The sequence below is a fragment of the Agromyces sp. CF514 genome (assembly GCF_900113185.1).
Lineage (GTDB): Bacteria > Actinomycetota > Actinomycetes > Actinomycetales > Microbacteriaceae > Agromyces.
Genome location: NZ_FOZD01000002.1, coordinates 134,642 through 150,460 on the forward strand (window position 1 = coordinate 134,642; position 15,819 = coordinate 150,460).

Consider the following 15,819-nt stretch of genomic DNA (forward strand, 5'->3'; position numbering starts at 1 on the left):
CGGTTCGGGGGATTCCCCCAGTGACGTCGATCGAGCCGCGGAGTAACGTGGCGAGCCGGACGGACCGGGGTGGGCCGATCCGGCAACGGATCGGGGGACCGATGAGTCGACTCGGCGACAGGCTCGCGACGTTCGGCGGGGCGAGGCCCGATGCGCTCGCGCTCGCTCCGGGCCAGCGGCAGCGATACCTCGCGATGGGACTCGTGCTCATCGCCACCGCGGCGGTCTCGGCCGCCGCGGCGTCGTTCGCGCTCGCGATGGCCCTGCGTGCGCCGGTGTGGGTCGCGATCGTCGTCGGCTTGTGCTGGGGCCTCGTGATCCTCGCCATCGACCGCATGCTCGTCGTCGGCATGCCGAGGCAGCCGAAGGCCCGGGCGAACGTCTGGCTCGCGCTGCCGCGCGTCGCGCTCGCCCTGGTGATCGGCGTGGTCGTCGCGACCCCGCTCACGCTCGCGGTCTTCGAGCGCGAGATCACCGCCGAGACCGAGGTGATGGCGCTCGAGGCGAAGCAGGCCTTCGAGGAGGAGCTCGCGGCCGACCCCCGCTACGACGAGATCCCGGCCCTCACCGCGAGCGTGGCCGCGCAGCGCGCGCTCATCGCCGACGGCGGGCGGGCCGCGCTCGAGGCGGACGCCGACTACGTCGCCGCGCAGGCCGCGACGGCCGCGGCGCAGGCCGCCTACGACGAGGCGAACCGGGTCTGGCTCTCCGAGCTCGACGGCACGGGCGGCACCGGCATCGTCGGCGACGGGCCGATCACGCAGTCGAAGAAGCTCGATCGCGACGGCAAGCTCGCGGCGCTCGAGGCCGCGAAAGCCGCCGAGGCCGATGCCAAGGCGCAGGCCGAAGCGCGCATCGAGTCGGGCTCGGTCGCGGCGGTCGCCCAGGCCGAGCAGACGCTCGACGAGGACAGCGCGAAGCTCGAGCGACTGACCGCGGCGCGCGACCTCGAGGCCGCCCGCTACGACGCGGCCGCCGACGAGAGCGACGGCATGCTCGCCCGCCTCGCCGCCCTCTGGCGCATCGGCGAGCGCAACGGCATGCTCGCATTCGCGCACCTCATGATCGCCCTGCTGTTCGTGTGCATCGAGCTCATGCCCGTGCTCACGAAGACGCTGCAGAACCTCATGGCGCCGACCGCCTACGACGAGGTCGCGAAGATCACCGACGACACGATCGTGGCAGCCGAGCGCGAACGCGCGGCCGAACGGCTCCGCAGCGCGCGCGACGAGTCCGCGCCGCGGCTCGATGTCGCCGAGTACCGTGCCAGCCTCCGCCGCGAGTCCGGTAGACGCGTCGCCGAGGCGTTCGTCGCCAGGCAGGAGGAGGCCGAGCTCGCCGCCGTCGACGAGTGGGCCGACCAGCGGGCCCCGTTCATCGCGACGCGGGCCGTGCGCGAGTGGGAGCAGGAGTCCGACGGCGCCTCCGTGGCGTCCACGCCGAACCGAGCCTGAGCGCCACGTCGCGCACTGGGGGTGTCGCGCGACGGCCGCGCTTCATAGGCTGGGGTGTGCGACATCGTCGTCGCACGATTCCACGGGGGAGGGAACGAATGACGGTCCATCACGAGCTGCCCACGAGCGCCGACTTCGCAACGCTGGCGGGTCCGCATCAGCCTGCGATCACCATCTACGCGTCGACGTCGCCGGTGGTGAACGAGCGCGAACGCGCCGAGGTCGCGGTCAAGAGCGCGTTCGACCACGCGATCGACCAGGTCAAGCAGGGCGGTGCCGCGGCATCCGAACTCGACGCGCTCCGACGCGAGCGCGACGGCGTGCTGGGCGACTTCGCCCTCTGGGGCGGGCTCTCGCGATCGCTCGCGATCTTCGTCGCCCCGGGGTTCACCGAGGTGTTCGTGCTGCCGAACCGGCTCGACGACGCCTGGCATGTCGGCTCGCACTTCACGCTCGGCCAGCTGCTGCGGGCGCCCAGCCAAGATCAGGAGGCGTTCGCGCTCACCCTCTCGTCGAACGAGTGGCACCTCTGGCATGCGACGCCCACCGCGCGCGCCGTGCACCTCGACACCGACCCGTCGCACCCGGCCAACCTAGAGGCCGCGACCAACCGCGAACCCGGCGAGAACAGCCCGCGCGGCGGCCAGCACGGCGACCGCGGCGAGGTCGGAGACGAGCGGGGCAAGAAGCTCCTCGACATCTACGCCAAGCGCATCGCCGATGCGACCCGCCACGAGCTCGCCGCGGTCGACCCCGACTCGCACACGCCGCTGTTCGTGTTCGCGGCCGAACCCCTGCTCAGCGCGTTCCTCGATCGCGCCCGCAATCACCGCCGAGTGGTCGGGGTACCCGGATCCCCTGATCGGCTGGGAGCATCGGAGATCGACGCGGCCCTGCGCGAACAGCTCGCGCGGCTGAACGTCGCCGAGGCGTCGCAGGCGCTGGGCGCGCTCGCCGAGGGCACCGCGGGCAGGGTCGAACGCGACCTCGCGGCGATCGCCAGACTGGCTGCCGACGGCGCGGTGGAGACGCTCTGGTTCGACTTCACGACGTCGGTCAACGGCACGCTCGACCGGTCGTCCGGCGCGGTCGAGTTCGCGGGCGCCAGCGGTGACGGCGAATCACTCGCCGACGGCACCCCCGCCGGCGACCTGCTGCCGCAGCTCGCGCTGCTCGTGCTCTCGAAGGGCGGGAAGGTCGTCACCGTGCGCGGCGACGACCTCGGCGAGGGGTGGAACGAGCCAGCCGTCGCGGAACTGCGGTTCGCGCTCGCCTGAACGGGCTCGCTCCGGGCCGGCTCGTGGGCCGATTCATGAACCGGCTCGTGAGCCCGCTCGCTACGAGCCGGTGACGGATGCCGCGGCGGGCCGCCGCGCGGCATCCGCCCGGCCCTGCTCCGCGAACCGGTCGAACTCGACCACCGGAATCGCGAACGGCTCGCGCCACGAGAACCGCACGACGATCTCGGTCGCCCGCTCGTCTTCGATGATCGCCTCGACGGCCGTGTCGACGAGCACGCGACCGCGCCCGCGCGGGACGCTCTCGCGCAGCTCGAGCCAGAGGCTCTCGGGATGCGGCACGACGCCCGGATTCGTCGAGACGAGGGCGAGCTCCCATCCCGCAGACGGGCAGAGGCCGAAGCCCGAGACGCGGATCACCCGTCCGACGCTGCTCGTGAAGGCGGTGGCGGTGAAGTCCTCGGCGGAGAATTCGCAGTGAAGGTCGCTCATCTCGGGCACGATACGCACGGGCAGCGGCCCCGGCATCAGGGCCAGCGCTGAGAGCCGAGGGGCGCTCGGTGCGAGCGATGCGCCCGAGGCATCCGCTGTCCGTCGGAGGCCCCATAGGCTGGCTCGCATGCGTTTCGGAATGTTCATCCCCCAGGGCTGGCGCCACGACCTCGTCGACATCGACCCGGCCGAGCACTGGCAGACCATGCACGACCTCGCCGCGCACGCCGACGCGGCCGACTCCGGCTGGGAGTCGATCTGGGTCTACGACCACTTCCACACCGTGCCGGTGCCGAGCGAGACCGAGGCCACCCACGAGGCGTGGACCCTCATGGCGGCCTTCGCCGCGTCGACCTCGCGCGTGCGCCTCGGCCAGATGTGCACGTGCGTCGCCTACCGCAACCCCGCCTACCTCGCGAAGGTCGCCGCGACCGTCGACCTCATCTCGGGCGGTCGCACCGAGATGGGCATCGGCGCCGGATGGTACGAGCACGAGTGGCTCGGCTACGGCTACGGGTTCCCCGACGCGCCCGCACGTCTCCGCGCCCTGCGCGAGGGCGTCGAGGTCATGCACCAGGCGTGGACCACCGGCAGCGCCACCCTCGACGGCGAGTTCTGGCAGATCGATGGGGCCGTCGTGCAGCCGAAGCCGCTGCAGGCCGGCGGCATCCCGATGTGGATCGCCGGCGGCGGCGAGAAGGTCACGCTGAAGATCGCGGCGAAGTACGCGAGCTACACGAACTTCAACGGCGGCGCCGAGGTCTTCACCCAGAAGAGCGAGATCCTGCGCGGGCACGCCGACAAGCTCGGTCGCGACTTCGATGCGATCGTGCGGTCGTCGAACTTCAACACGATCGTCGGCACGGATGCCTCCGACGTCGAGCGCCGACTCGCGGCCGTCGAGGCGCGCGTGGCGCCGTACCTCGGTGCGGCAGGCACAGAGCGGTACCTCGCAGGCTTCCACTCCGACGAGTCGCTCGTCGGCACGGTCGCCGAGGTCGTCGCGAAGCTCGAGGATCGGCGTGATCGCGGACTCGGCTACGCGATCCACTACTTCCCCGAGGTCGCCTACGACCGCAGCGGGCTCGAGCTGTTCGAGTCCGAGGTCATCCCGGCGCTCGCCGACTAGCGCGCGCTCCACACGTTTCGCATTCGGTGAATGTCGGATGCTGCGGTGGGCGCGCCGACCGGATGCTGGCGCGCGCGGCGTGTCGCGCGGGGGCTCCGACATTCGCCGAATGTCGGAGGCTCCGCGGCGGCGCGCTCCGAAGCGGCGGACCGAGCCGGTCGAACTCGGCGAGCGGCGCCGAGCAGTCGAGCGGCCCGCGCGGCGGGTCGACCCGGTCGAGCTAGGCGGCGACGGCCTCGTCGAGCTTGGCGCCGAGCTCGGCGTCGGTCGGCTCGGTGAAGTGCGTGCCGTCGGGGAACACGACCACGGGGATCTGGGTGCGGCCCGAGATCGCCTTGGCGCGGTCGGCGCCGTCGAGCTCGACCTCGAGGTCGACGTACTCGTAGTCGACGCCGCGGGCGTCGAGCAGCGCCTTCGAACGGCGGCAGTCGATGCACCATTCGGCGCCGTACATCGTGATGCGGGCAGGGTACAGGTCAGAGGAGGGGGAGGTCATGACATGAACATACGCAATACGGCTGGGTGGTATTCCCAGCAAGGGTTCGGCTCGGCCGCTGCGGAGGAACATCGCACGAGGGGAGGCCTCCCTCGGCGACATCCCACCTCCCTTCATGCGGATCTCCTCCGCTCCGGGCTGGATCGTCCGAACGGTGGCTGATGGGCGCCACGGTGGCTGATGGGCGGCACGGTGGATGGGCGGCACGGTGGCTGGATGGGCGGCACGGTGGCAGACTCGCCGCATGCGATTCGAGACGACGATGTCCCAGACGGGCAACAACACGGGCATCGAGGTGCCGTCCGACGTGATCGAGGCCCTCGGCGCCGGGCGCAAGCCGCCGGTGGTCGTCACGGTCAACGGCTACGAGTACCGCAGCACGGTCGCCGTGATGGGCGGGCGGTACATGATCTCGTTCAGCTCCGACAAGCGCGCCGCGACCGGAATCCAGGGCGGTGACCCGATCGTGGTCGACCTCGAGGTCGACACGGCGCCGCGCACCGTCGAGGTTCCGGCTGACCTGGCCGATGCGCTCGATGCGGCGGGTGCACGTGCCGCGTTCGACGCGCTGTCGCCGAGCGCGCGCAAGGCGCATGTGACGAACGTCGAGTCGGCGAAGGCTCCCGAGACGCGTCAGCGCAGGCTCGAGTCGATCGTCGCCAAGCTGGCCTGACGAGCGGATACCGCGAGCATCCTCCGACGCGCAAGGCGCGAGTCGAGCTGAGCGTGCCGCGCCGCGCGAGACGCGCCGTGCCGCGCCGCGCGAGACGCGCCGTGCGGCGCCACGACGCGAGCGCGAGACGCGCCGTGCCGTGCCGCGCGAGACGCGCCCGGACGCGCCTCAGGCCACCGGCCTGAGCACCGAGTTGCCCGCCGCGCGCTCGCGGTCGGCTCCGACGAGTCGCACGAACGCGCTGAGCTGGGCTACCCCGGCCGGGGTGTGCGGCAGCGTCTCGAGCAGTGCAGGTGAGTAGAGCAGGTACGCCGCCCACTTCGCACGGGAGATCGCGACGTTGAGCCGATTCTTCAGCAGCAGGAACTCGATGCCCCTGGGGGCTGCAGCGGCGCTCGAGGCCGCGAGCGAGACGATCGCGATCGCGGCCTCCTGGCCCTGGAACTTGTCGACCGTGCCGACGGGGACGTCGGGGAACCCGGCGTCGTCGAGTACGGCCCGCACGAGCGTGAGCTGCGCGTTGTAGGGCGTGACCACGATGATGTCGCGTTGTTCGAGCGGGCGGCCGGCCGCGGCATCCGGATCAGTCGGATCGACCCAGGCGAGCCCGAACAGCCTCTCGACGTGCGCGACGACGGCGTCGGCCTCTTCAGCGGATGCGACCGTGTTGCCCTCGTGCACGATCGGCACCGGCAGGAGACCCGGATGCACGCCGTCGAGCGAGCGGGTCTCGGCGACCTCGTGCGAGTGCAGCTCGCCCTCGTACGACAGGCGCGAGACGGGGGCGGCGACGGCCGGGTGCATGCGGCGGCTCTCGGCGAGGAAGAATCCGTACTCGGCGGGCAGCACGTCGTGGCCGTCGGCGATCCACCCGAGGGCCGACGTGTCGACGGGCTCGAGGTGGATGCCCTGGCTCACCTGCGGCAACTGCTGCGGGTCGCCGAGCAGCAGCAAGTTGCGGCCCGCGACCGACGCGGCGATCGTCGAGGCGAGCGAGAACTGGCCGGCCTCGTCGATGACGACCAGGTCGAGCGATCCGCGGGGCACGCGGTCGGCGTTGGCGAAGTCCCAGGCGGTGCCGCCGACCACGAAGCCGGTGGTGGCATGGGCCTCGGCGAACTGCGCGAGCCCGTTGCGCCGCTTGTCGAGCACCGTGTAGGCGTGGTCGCCGGGATCGGACTCGTCTTTGGGCGCCTTACCGACGAGGTCGGGTGCGAGGCCCGCACGGATCGTGGCGTCGAGCACGTTCTCGACGACGGCGTGGGACTGCGCGACGACGCCGACCTTCCAGGCGTGCTGCGAGACGAGGGCCGCGATGACATGCGATGCGACGTAGGTCTTGCCGGTGCCGGGAGGTCCTTGCACGGCGAGGTACGAGTCGTCGAGCCGCTGCAGCTCGGCCGTGACGGCGGCGACGTAGTCGGGGTGCGCCGAGTGCGAGGATTCGGCGCCGAGGCCGAGCCCGTCGCGCGTTCGCGGCGCCGTGCGGCGCAGGATGTCGACGGCCGGGTTCTTCGGCCAGCGCGGCTGGCTGCGGGCGACGTGCTGGGCCCAGTCGGCGATGGCGGTCTTCTGCCGACCGGCGTGCGGCGGCGGCCCGGGCACGATCGCGACGGGGAGCGTCGACCAGAGATCGCCGGCCACGGCGCGCTCTTCGACGACGACGCCGTCGTCGAGCACGTCGACGACCACGACGGAGTTCGGGGTGCGGGCGCCCGGCCGACCGGCCTTCTTCGCGAACGGCGCGGGGGAGTCGTACAGCGCGAAGACCCCGCCGCCGATCGAGAAGCGCGAGCCGGGGCCGATGCGACCACGGAGGCGCACCCTGCGCCGGTCGACCTGCTGCCCGTCTTCACGGAACCAGGGCTGCGCGACTCCGGATGCCGCGGGGTCGACGACGAGCACGTCGCGCTGCTCCTCCCAGGCCTCGAGCGGCTGCTCGAGGCGGAAGAAGTGCGCCCACCAGAAGCTCTTGGCCTCGCGGTCGTGGTAGTCGATCGCGGCCGCGGCGAGGGCGAGCGCCGTGCGGTCGGCGTCTCTCGAGGGGTCGTCGCGCGGTCCGGCGAGTTGCTGCAGGTACAGGGCGACGGGCGACGGCTCGTACACGCGGCCCTCGGCCTTCGCAGCCTCGACGAGCTGCGAGTCGGGCACCGACTGCACGCCGGCCGCGCGTGCGAGGCCGAGCAGCCAGTCGCGCAGTCGCAGCGTCGACACGCAGTCGTAGCGGTTGTAGTCGGCGAGGTCGTCGAGCACGAACTGCGCGGCCGCGTCGCCTGAGAGCCCGGTGTCGGGATCGACGGCGGCGCCCGTCGCCGCGAGCTGACGCGCTCGCACGTACTCGAGGATCGAGTCGCCGCCCGACTTGACCTCGGCCTCGCGCAGCTCGGTGCCCATGTACAGCGGCTCGAGCTTCTTGATCGAGTACGAGCGGCTGCCGACGCGGACCGCGCGCTTGACGATCGGGTACAGGTCGACGAACACGCCGTCGGAGAGGAGCTGGTCGACCTCGGCCTCGCGCACGCCGTGGCGGGCGGCGATCGAGAGCAGGTGCGCCTTCTCGTAGTTCGCGTAGTGGTAGATGTGCAGGTTCGGGTGCGCGGCGCGGCGCGCGGCCACGAGATCGAGGAACCGCTCGAGCGCGATCTTCTCGTCGGCGAAGCTGTGCGCCCACAGGGCGGTGAACTGCTCGTCGACGTCGACCATGCCGAACAGGTAGTCGATGCCCCACTCGCGTGCGGGGCCCTCGGTGTAGAGCGGGTCGCCCTCGAAGTCGAAGAACAGGTCGCCCGCATCGGGCTCGGGGATCGCCGCGAGCGCCGACGGCTCGCGCAGCGCGACGGGCGGAGGCAGCGGCGGGGCTTCGGGCGTGCGCGTGCCCGCGGCGTCGGCCGCCTGCAGTGCCGCCTCGGCCTCGAGCTGCAGACGAGCCTGCAGCCGCAGGTTGGCGAGGGTCGCGTCGAGCACGCCCGGCACCGGGGCGCCGGATGCCGCGAGCTCGTCGATCGTCGTGATGCCGGCCTCGGCGAGGGGCAGGCGCTGCGTCACGCGGAGTCCGGCGACGAGCAGCACGTCGCGGTGCGCCTGCACCTCGAGGTCGCAGGTGGCGCAACGGCCGTCGAGCCCGTAGCGGGGGTCGCCCCATGCGACGGGACCGGTGTCGGCCTGCCGCTCGGCGATGATGCGCTCGAGCCGCTCTCGGCGCAGCCGGTAGACGGGCGCGATGTCGTCGAGGCGATGGGTGCTCGTGGTGCCGTCGCCCAGCAGGAGCTCGACGGTGTCGGCGCAGGGCACGCCGATGCGGTCGAGCTGCTCGGCGTAGGCGGCGAGCTGGAGCAGGGCCGTGACCTTGGCTCGGCGGGCGAGCTTGCTGTCCTGCACCAGGTAGCGGCCGTCGGGTTGCCGCACGATGAAGTCGGCGAAGCCGATGAAGCCGTCGTCGGCGAAGGTGGCCTGGAACACGACGGGCGCCCCGGCCGCGAAGGCGGCGTTGGTCGCCTCGACCGCGGCGGCGACGGCGGCCGCGTCGCGCACCGAGGGGCGCTCGATCTCGACGACGCCGGCTCCGAACTGCTCGCGGTACCGCTCGAGCACGCGCTCCTCGTGCGCGTCGCCCATGCGCCCGGAGCGCTCGAGCATCGCGTCTTCGGGGTCGGGCACGGCCTCGATGCGGCCGAGCTTGGCGTCGAGCGCGCGCAGGAACGCGAACTCGCACTCGGACGCCTTCTTCAGGTCGCTCGCGCTCGTGACCACCGTGCCGTCGACCAGGTACATCGGGCTCCCTTCGACCGTGCTGCCGTGCTCTCACGGTAGCCGCGGCATCCGACATCGCGTCAGGGCCCCGAAGGGGTGCAGGTCAGCGCGCGACGACGACCTTGCCGATGCTCCTGCCCGACGCGACGATCGCGTGCGCCTCACGCAGGCCCGCGGCATCCAGCCCCGAGATCTCGTGCGTGAGCGTGGTGACCAGCGTGCCGTCGTCGAACAGGTCGGCCGCCGCGTTCAGCAGGTCGTGCTGGCCGACCATGTCGGGCGTCTCGTAGACGCCGCGCGTGAACATCGACTCCCACAGCCACGCGATGCTCTTGCCCTTCAGCACCCGCAGGTCCATGTCGGGGTCCTCGTCGATCGCGACAATGCTGCCGAACGGCCGCACGATCTCGGCGAAGAGCGGCACGCGGCCGGTCGTCGAAGGCGTGAAGACCCGGTCGACGCCGCCGGGCGCGAGCTCGAGCACGGATGCCGCGAGGTCGCCGTGGTGGTCGACGACATGGTGCGCGCCCATGCGCCGCGACCAGTCCTGCGTCTCGGGTCGGGACGCCGTCGTGATGACGGTCACGCCGGTGAGCTGCCTGGCGAGCTGGGTGAGGATCGAGCCGACCCCGCCCGCGCCCGCGAGGGCGAGCAGGGTGCCGGTGCTGTCGGCGCGCAGGCCGAACCGGTCGAACAGCGACTCCCACGCGGTGATGGTCGTGAGGGGCATGGCGGCCGCCTCGGCCATCGAGAGCGTCGACGGCTTGCGGCCGACGAGGCGCTCGTCGACGGCGTGGAACTCGGCGTTCGTGCCCTGACGGGTGATGACGCCCGCGTGGAAGACCTCGTCGCCCGGCGCGAAGAGCGACACCTCGGAGCCGACGGCGACGACCGTGCCGGCCGCGTCGTAGCCGAGCACGAACGGCGGCGCATCGGCCGCCCGGCGACCGCGGGTCTTCACGTCGACGGGGTTCACCGACACGGCTGCGACCTCGACGAGCACGTCGCGCGGGCGCAGTTCGGGCAGCGGCAGCTCGACGTCGAGGAGCGCGCGCTCGTCGTCGAGCGGCACCGATCCGGTCGCGGCGACGGCGTGCATGGTCTTCGGCAGCGAGGTCATGCTCAAGCCAACCCCGGGGCCGTCGCCGGGTATTCCCTCGTGAGCGCGCCGCGGGCGAGGCCGAGCAGCCCCTCGACGGCGGTGCCGATCATGGATCCGCGGCGGCCGGAGTCGCCCCAGCGCACGAGGGCCTGCGCGTTCAGGCCGTCGATCATGCCGAGGGTCTGCCAGGCGACACCCGCGGGGTCGTCGGTGGTGAATTCGCCCGCCGCGACGCCCGCCTCGACGATGCCCTGGATGACGGCCTGCCAGTCGTCCATCTCGTCGCGCACGGCGGCGCCGAGCACGTCGTTGCGCCGGCCCATGGCCCATGCCTCGACCCAGACCGTCGTCACGTCGTCGCGCGTGCCGTCGAGGAGGGTCTCGAGCAGCATGGCGAGCTGCTCGCGGGGGCTCGCGAGGGCGAGCACGAGGGCGCCGACCTCGTGGAGCTCGGCGGAGACGACGGCCCGGAAGGTGCGGGCGACGAGGGCGTCCATGTTGGGTTCGTAGTGGGCGACGAGGGCCGGGGCCACGTCGATGCGAGCGGCGACGCTGCGCAGGGTGACCGCGTACAGGCCCTGCTCGAGGGCGACGGATGCCGCGGCATCCGCGATCTCGGCCGATCGTTCGGCCGGGGTCTTGCGGGCGGCCTTCTTGCGGACCGGTCTTGACATGGTGACCTCGTGTGGGTAGCGTCGCTGCAACTTGTTGATCGTGTGATCAATAGTAGATCGTGTCCCCGATCCTGTCGAGAGATCGACGAGCAGAGAGTCCTCAACGATGAGCAACACCACCCCCGCGACCCCGGATGCCGCAACGACGCCGCACCCTCGCGTCGCGCCGCCCGGAGCGGACCCCGCCGCCGTGCACGGCGCACCCGCTGCCGCATCCGACCTCGGGCCCGCGGCCGACCGCGCCGGCCATGTCGAGACGCACGGCGCCGACTTCATCCCCCAGTCCGAGCGCCACGGCAGGCCCCGCGAGCTGTTCTGGGTCTGGATGTCGGCCAACGTCATCTACCTGTACTTCGTCGTCGGCGGCGTGCTCATGCTGCTCGGCCTGCCGCTCTGGGAGGCGCTGCTGGTCACCGTGCTCGGCAACCTCTGGTGGGCGGCCGTGGGCCTGCTCGCGATCAGCGGTCCGGCCTCGGGCACGCCGAGCGTCGCGATCATGCGCGCCATGTTCGGCATCCGCGGCAGCCGAGTGTTCGGCGCCGGGCTCGGCGTGGCCATCGGCATCTTCTACGAGATCATCAACATCGCGTTCGCCACGCTCGCGGCCCTCGCGCTCGTCGTGCAGATCGGCATCGTGCTGCCCGCGGGCGCGGAGTGGGGCGTGCTCGTCGTCGTCGCCGCGCTCAGCTTCGTGATCGGCATCTACGGCCACGCCACGATCCTGAAGCTCGCGCCGTACTTCTCGGCCGCGCTCGCCGTGGTCTTCATCGTGCTCGCCGTCTTCGTGTTCGGCGCGGCCGACTACACCTACGCGCCCGCACCGCTCGAGCCCGGCGAGCACTGGGCGATGCTGCTGCTCGGCTTCGCGATCGTCGCGTCGAGCCCGCTCTCGTGGGGCACCGGAGCCGACTACGCGCGCTACCTGCCGAGCGACGTCTCGAAGACGAAGGTCGCGGTCTGGACCGCGCTCGGCGGCTTCATCCCCGCGATCGTCATCGGCACGCTCGGCGTCATCGCCGGCACCGCGATCGACATGACCGACCCGCAGTTGACGATCTCCGAGATCGTGCCGGGCTGGTTCACGCCGGTGTTCCTCGCGATGATCGTGCTCTCGAGCATCACCAACAACGTGCTCGTCGCGTACTCGACCGGCCTCTACGCGCAGGGCCTCGGGTTCCGGATGCCGCGGGCGCTCACCGTCGTCGTGACGGGCCTGGCCGCGACCGCGGCGGCGGCCTGGCTGCTGTTCATCGCCCCGAGCTTCCTCGACGCGCTGAACTCCTCGCTCGAACTCGCCGTCACAGTGCTCGGACCGCTCGTCGCCGTGTACGCGGTCGACATCGTGCTGCGCCGCAACCGGTACGACGGCCTCGCCCTCACCGACGAACGTCGCGGCAGCCCGTTCTGGTACCGCGGCGGCGTCTTCTGGCCCGGCGTGATCGCCGTGGTCGGCGCGATGACGGTCGCCGTGCTCTCGGCCAACACGACGCTCTACGTCGGCCCGATCGCGACCGCGCTCGGCGGCGCCGACCTCTCGGCGATCGTCGGCCCGCTGCTCGCCGGCGGCCTGTACGCCGTGCTCTGGCTGACCACGAATCCCTATCGCGACCCGGCGAAGCGCCCGGCCGCGGCATCCGCTGTCATCATCGAAACGGATGCCGCGGCATCCGACCGAACCGAAGGAGCCCTCGCATGACCTGGCGCATGCCCGCAGAGACCGCACGGCACGAGCGCACGTGGATGGCGTTCCCGACCGCCGGGACCACGCTCGGCGAGTCCGCCGCCGACCACGAGGAGGCCTACACGGCGTGGACCGCCGTCGCGCACGCGGTCGCCGAGTTCGAGCCGGTGACGATGCTCGTCGACCCGGCCGAGCGCGAGCGCGCCGCGCAGCGGCTCGGCAGCGGCATCACCCAGGTCGAGGCGCCCGTCGACGAGTACTGGATGCGCGACCACGGCCCCACCTTCGTGGTCGACGACGAGCGCCCCGGCGTGCTCGGCGCGGTCGACTGGATCTTCAACGGCTGGGGCGACCACGAGTGGTCGGAGTGGCGCAAGTCGGCCGAGCACGCCCGCATCATCGCCGAGCTCGTCGGCGCCGAGCTGGTGTCGAGCGTGCTCGTGAACGAGGGCGGCGGCATCCACGTCGACGGCGAGGGCACCGTGCTCCTCACCGAGACCGTGCAGCTCGACCCGCGACGCAACCCCTACGCGGACCGCGCACGCGTCGAGGCCGAGATGGCCCGCACCATCGGCGCGACGAAGGCCGTCTGGCTGCCCCGCGGCCTCACGCGCGACTACGACGACTTCGGCACGAGCGGGCACGTCGACATCGTCGCGACGCTCGCCTCGCCCGGTCGCATGCTCCTGCACCGCCAGGACTCGCCCGCGCACCCCGACTTCGAGGTGACGCGCGACCTGCGCGCACTGCTCTCGCAGGAGACGGATGCCGCGGGCCGCACGTTCGAGATCCTCGACCTGCCCGCGCCCGCCGAGATCCGCGACGACGAGGGCTTCGTCGACTGGAGCTACGTGAACCACCTCGTCGTGAACGGCGGCGTCATCGCGTGCGGCTTCGGCGACGAGCGAGCGGATGCCGCGGCGCGCGACATCCTCGAGGCGGCCTACCCGGGCCGCAAGGCCGTGACGGTCGACGCTCGGCCGCTCTTCGCCCGCGGCGGCGGCATCCACTGCATCACGCAGCAGCAGCCGGCGGTGGCTCGATGAGCGACGGTTCGGAAGCCGGCACGGTGACGCTCGGGATCGACGTCGTCGAGGCATCGATCGCCGACCTGCGCGCAGCGCTCGAGTCGGGCCGCGTCACCTCGGTCGGGCTGCTCGACGCGTACCTCGCGCGCATCGACGCGTACGACGGGTCCTCGACCGCGACGGCGCTGAACGCCGTCGTCGTGCGAAACCCCGAAGCGCGCGCCGACGCGGAGGCCTCCGACGCACGCCGGGCGCGGGGCGAAGCGCTCGGCCCGCTCGACGGCATCCCGTACACCGCGAAGGACAGCTACCTGGCCCGCGGCCTCACGGCGGCCGCCGGCTCGCCCGCGTTCGAGCACCTGGTCGCCCAGCGCGACGCGTTCACGATCGAGCGCCTGCGCGCGGCGGGCGCCGTGCTCATCGGCCTCACGAACATGCCGCCCATGGCGAACGGCGGCATGCAGCGTGGCGTCTACGGACGCGCCGAGTCGCCGTACAACGCCGAGTACCTCACGGCGGCGTTCGGGTCGGGATCCTCGAACGGCTCCGGAACCGCGACGGCCGCCTCGTTCGCGGCGTTCGGCCTCGGCGAGGAGACCTGGTCGTCGGGCCGAGCGCCCGCCTCGAACAACGCGCTCTGCGCCTACACGCCCTCGCGCGGCGTCATCTCGGTGCGCGGCAACTGGCCGCTCGTGCCGACCATGGACGTCGTCGTGCCGCACACGCGCACCATGGCCGACCTGCTCGAGGTGCTCGACGTGATCGTGGCCGACGACGCCGACACCCGGGGCGACTTCTGGCGGGTGCAGCCGTGGGTGCCGATCCCGCGCTCCTCCGAGGTGCGCCCGGAGTCGTATGTCGGGCTCGAACCCGCGGACCTCGCGGGCAAGCGATTCGGCGTGCCGCGCATGTACGTCAACGCCGACCCCGAGGCCGGCACCGCCGAGCCCGGTCGGGGGCCCGGCATCGGCGGATCCACCGGGCAGCGCATCGACACCCGCGTCTCGGTGATCGACCTGTGGGAGGCCGCGCGCCGCGACCTCGAGGCCGCGGGCGCCGAGGTCGTGCTCGTCGACTTCCCGGTCGTGTCGAACTACGAGGGCGACCGCATCGGCGCACCGACGATCGACACGCGCGGACTCGTCTCGCCCGAGTACCTGCGCCGCGAGATCGTCGACCTCTCGGCGTGGTCGTGGAACGACTTCCTCGCGGCGAACGGCGACCCCGCCCTCGACACGCTCGCGGGCGTCGACGGCGCGGCGATCTTCCCGCAGCCCGAGGGCGCGCTGCCCGATCGCTACTTCGGCTTCGAGGACGACGTGGTGACGTATCCCACCTGGGTGCGCGAGCACCCCGATGCGACGCTCGCCGACATGCCCGAGCTCGAGCAGGGCCTCCGCGGCCTCGAGGAGACGCGCCGCGTCGACCTCGAGCAGTGGATGGACGGGCTCGGCCTCGACGCCGTCGTCTTCCCGGCCTCGGCCGACGTCGGCCCCGCCGACATGGACGTGAACGAGGCCTCGGCCGACCTCGGCTGGCGCAACGGCGTCTGGGTCGCCAACGGCAACCTCGTGCCGCGCCACCTCGGCATCCCGACGGTCACGGTGCCGATGGGCACGATGGCCGACATCGGCATGCCGGTCGGCCTCACGTTCGCGGGCCGTGCATACGACGACACGGCGCTCCTGCGCCTGGCCGCCGCCTTCGAGGCGACCGGCTCGCGCCGCACCGAGCCGACGCGCACGCCGCGGCTCGGCTGAGCCGCGGCATCCGCTCACGACGAGGGGGAAGGGCATCCGGGCGATGCGCTTCCCCCTCGGCGCATTTCTGACGCTCGGCGGTCGGCCTGCGGCCTCGACTAGCATTCGGGGATGACGAATCCTGGCTCGGTCGAAGACGTATCGATCGGCGGCGAGATGATCCGCCTCGGGCAGTTCCTGAAGTTCGCCGGGCTCCTCGACTCCGGCGGCGAGGTCAAGGAGGTCATCGCCGAGGGCATGGTGACCGTGAACGGCGAGGTCGACCTGCGGCGCGGGCGCCAGCTGCACGACGGCGACGTCGTCGAGTTCGAGGGGCACCGTCGGCGCGTCCGCCCATGAGGT

At 72.2% G+C, this 15,819-nt stretch carries 13 protein-coding genes; 8 read left to right on the forward strand and 5 right to left on the reverse strand.

The features are described 5' to 3' along the window. Window positions 1-101 precede the first annotated feature (101 nt). Both BM342_RS13505 and BM342_RS13510 read left to right on the forward strand, forming a co-directional pair. Window positions 102-1,454 (forward strand): DUF4407 domain-containing protein, encoded by a 1,353-nt coding sequence (locus BM342_RS13505; protein ID WP_177232193.1) that lies wholly within the window; start codon window positions 102-104, stop codon window positions 1,452-1,454. Between the two features lie 98 nt (window positions 1,455-1,552). Further along, window positions 1,553-2,731 (forward strand): baeRF3 domain-containing protein, encoded by a 1,179-nt coding sequence (locus BM342_RS13510; protein ID WP_092967093.1) that lies wholly within the window; start codon window positions 1,553-1,555, stop codon window positions 2,729-2,731. Between the two features lie 60 nt (window positions 2,732-2,791). Here BM342_RS13510 and BM342_RS13515 read toward each other — a convergent pair whose 3' ends face one another. Then, complete coding sequence (locus tag BM342_RS13515) at window positions 2,792-3,184, reverse strand: hypothetical protein (RefSeq protein ID WP_143109885.1); 393 nt, start codon at window positions 3,182-3,184, stop codon at window positions 2,792-2,794. A gap of 127 nt (window positions 3,185-3,311) precedes the next feature. On the opposite strand from BM342_RS13515, the gene BM342_RS13520 reads away from it, so the two are divergent. Further along, entirely contained in the window at window positions 3,312-4,313 is a 1,002-nt protein-coding gene (locus tag BM342_RS13520; protein ID WP_092967097.1) for a TIGR03560 family F420-dependent LLM class oxidoreductase, read from the forward strand. A gap of 220 nt (window positions 4,314-4,533) precedes the next feature. On the opposite strand, the gene BM342_RS13525 is transcribed toward BM342_RS13520, so the two are convergent. Beyond that, window positions 4,534-4,809: a glutaredoxin family protein gene (locus BM342_RS13525; RefSeq protein WP_092967099.1), complete on the reverse strand. Its 276-nt coding sequence runs from the start codon at window positions 4,807-4,809 to the stop codon at window positions 4,534-4,536. A gap of 244 nt (window positions 4,810-5,053) precedes the next feature. Between BM342_RS13525 and BM342_RS13530 the strand changes: the two genes are divergently transcribed. Beyond that, entirely contained in the window at window positions 5,054-5,482 is a 429-nt protein-coding gene (locus BM342_RS13530; RefSeq protein WP_092967101.1) for a YdeI/OmpD-associated family protein, read from the forward strand. Between the two features lie 168 nt (window positions 5,483-5,650). Here the strand turns inward: BM342_RS13530 and BM342_RS13535 are convergent, their stop codons facing one another. The 3 genes from BM342_RS13535 to BM342_RS13545 form a co-directional block, all read right to left on the reverse strand. Continuing rightward, window positions 5,651-9,253, reverse strand: a complete 3,603-nt coding sequence (locus BM342_RS13535) for a TM0106 family RecB-like putative nuclease (protein WP_092967103.1) — start codon at window positions 9,251-9,253, stop codon at window positions 5,651-5,653. An 82-nt stretch (window positions 9,254-9,335) separates the two neighbouring features. Next, window positions 9,336-10,352, reverse strand: coding sequence for a zinc-binding alcohol dehydrogenase family protein (locus BM342_RS13540; protein WP_177232194.1), 1,017 nt, complete (start codon window positions 10,350-10,352; stop codon window positions 9,336-9,338). Between the two features lie 2 nt (window positions 10,353-10,354). Further along, window positions 10,355-11,008, reverse strand: coding sequence for a TetR/AcrR family transcriptional regulator (locus BM342_RS13545; protein ID WP_092967105.1), 654 nt, complete (start codon window positions 11,006-11,008; stop codon window positions 10,355-10,357). A gap of 106 nt (window positions 11,009-11,114) precedes the next feature. Here BM342_RS13545 and BM342_RS13550 point away from each other — a divergent pair, with 106 nt between their 5' ends. From BM342_RS13550 to BM342_RS13565, 4 genes are all read left to right on the forward strand, one after another. Continuing rightward, the gene (locus BM342_RS13550; RefSeq protein WP_092967107.1) at window positions 11,115-12,704 is read left to right on the forward strand and encodes a purine-cytosine permease family protein; all 1,590 of its coding nucleotides are present in this window, start codon (window positions 11,115-11,117) and stop codon (window positions 12,702-12,704) included. Beyond that, entirely contained in the window at window positions 12,701-13,735 is a 1,035-nt protein-coding gene (locus tag BM342_RS13555) for an agmatine deiminase family protein (RefSeq protein WP_092967109.1), read from the forward strand. Before BM342_RS13550 ends, BM342_RS13555 begins: the two co-directional genes overlap by 4 nt. Next, window positions 13,732-15,477 carry an amidase gene (locus BM342_RS13560; protein WP_092967111.1) on the forward strand — a complete coding sequence of 582 codons (1,746 nt, stop codon included), beginning with the start codon at window positions 13,732-13,734 and terminating at the stop codon, window positions 15,475-15,477. Before BM342_RS13555 ends, BM342_RS13560 begins: the two co-directional genes overlap by 4 nt. Before the next feature lie 111 nt (window positions 15,478-15,588). Then, window positions 15,589-15,816 (forward strand): RNA-binding S4 domain-containing protein, encoded by a 228-nt coding sequence (locus BM342_RS13565; RefSeq protein ID WP_092967113.1) that lies wholly within the window; start codon window positions 15,589-15,591, stop codon window positions 15,814-15,816. The last annotated feature ends 3 nt before the right edge of the window (window positions 15,817-15,819 follow it).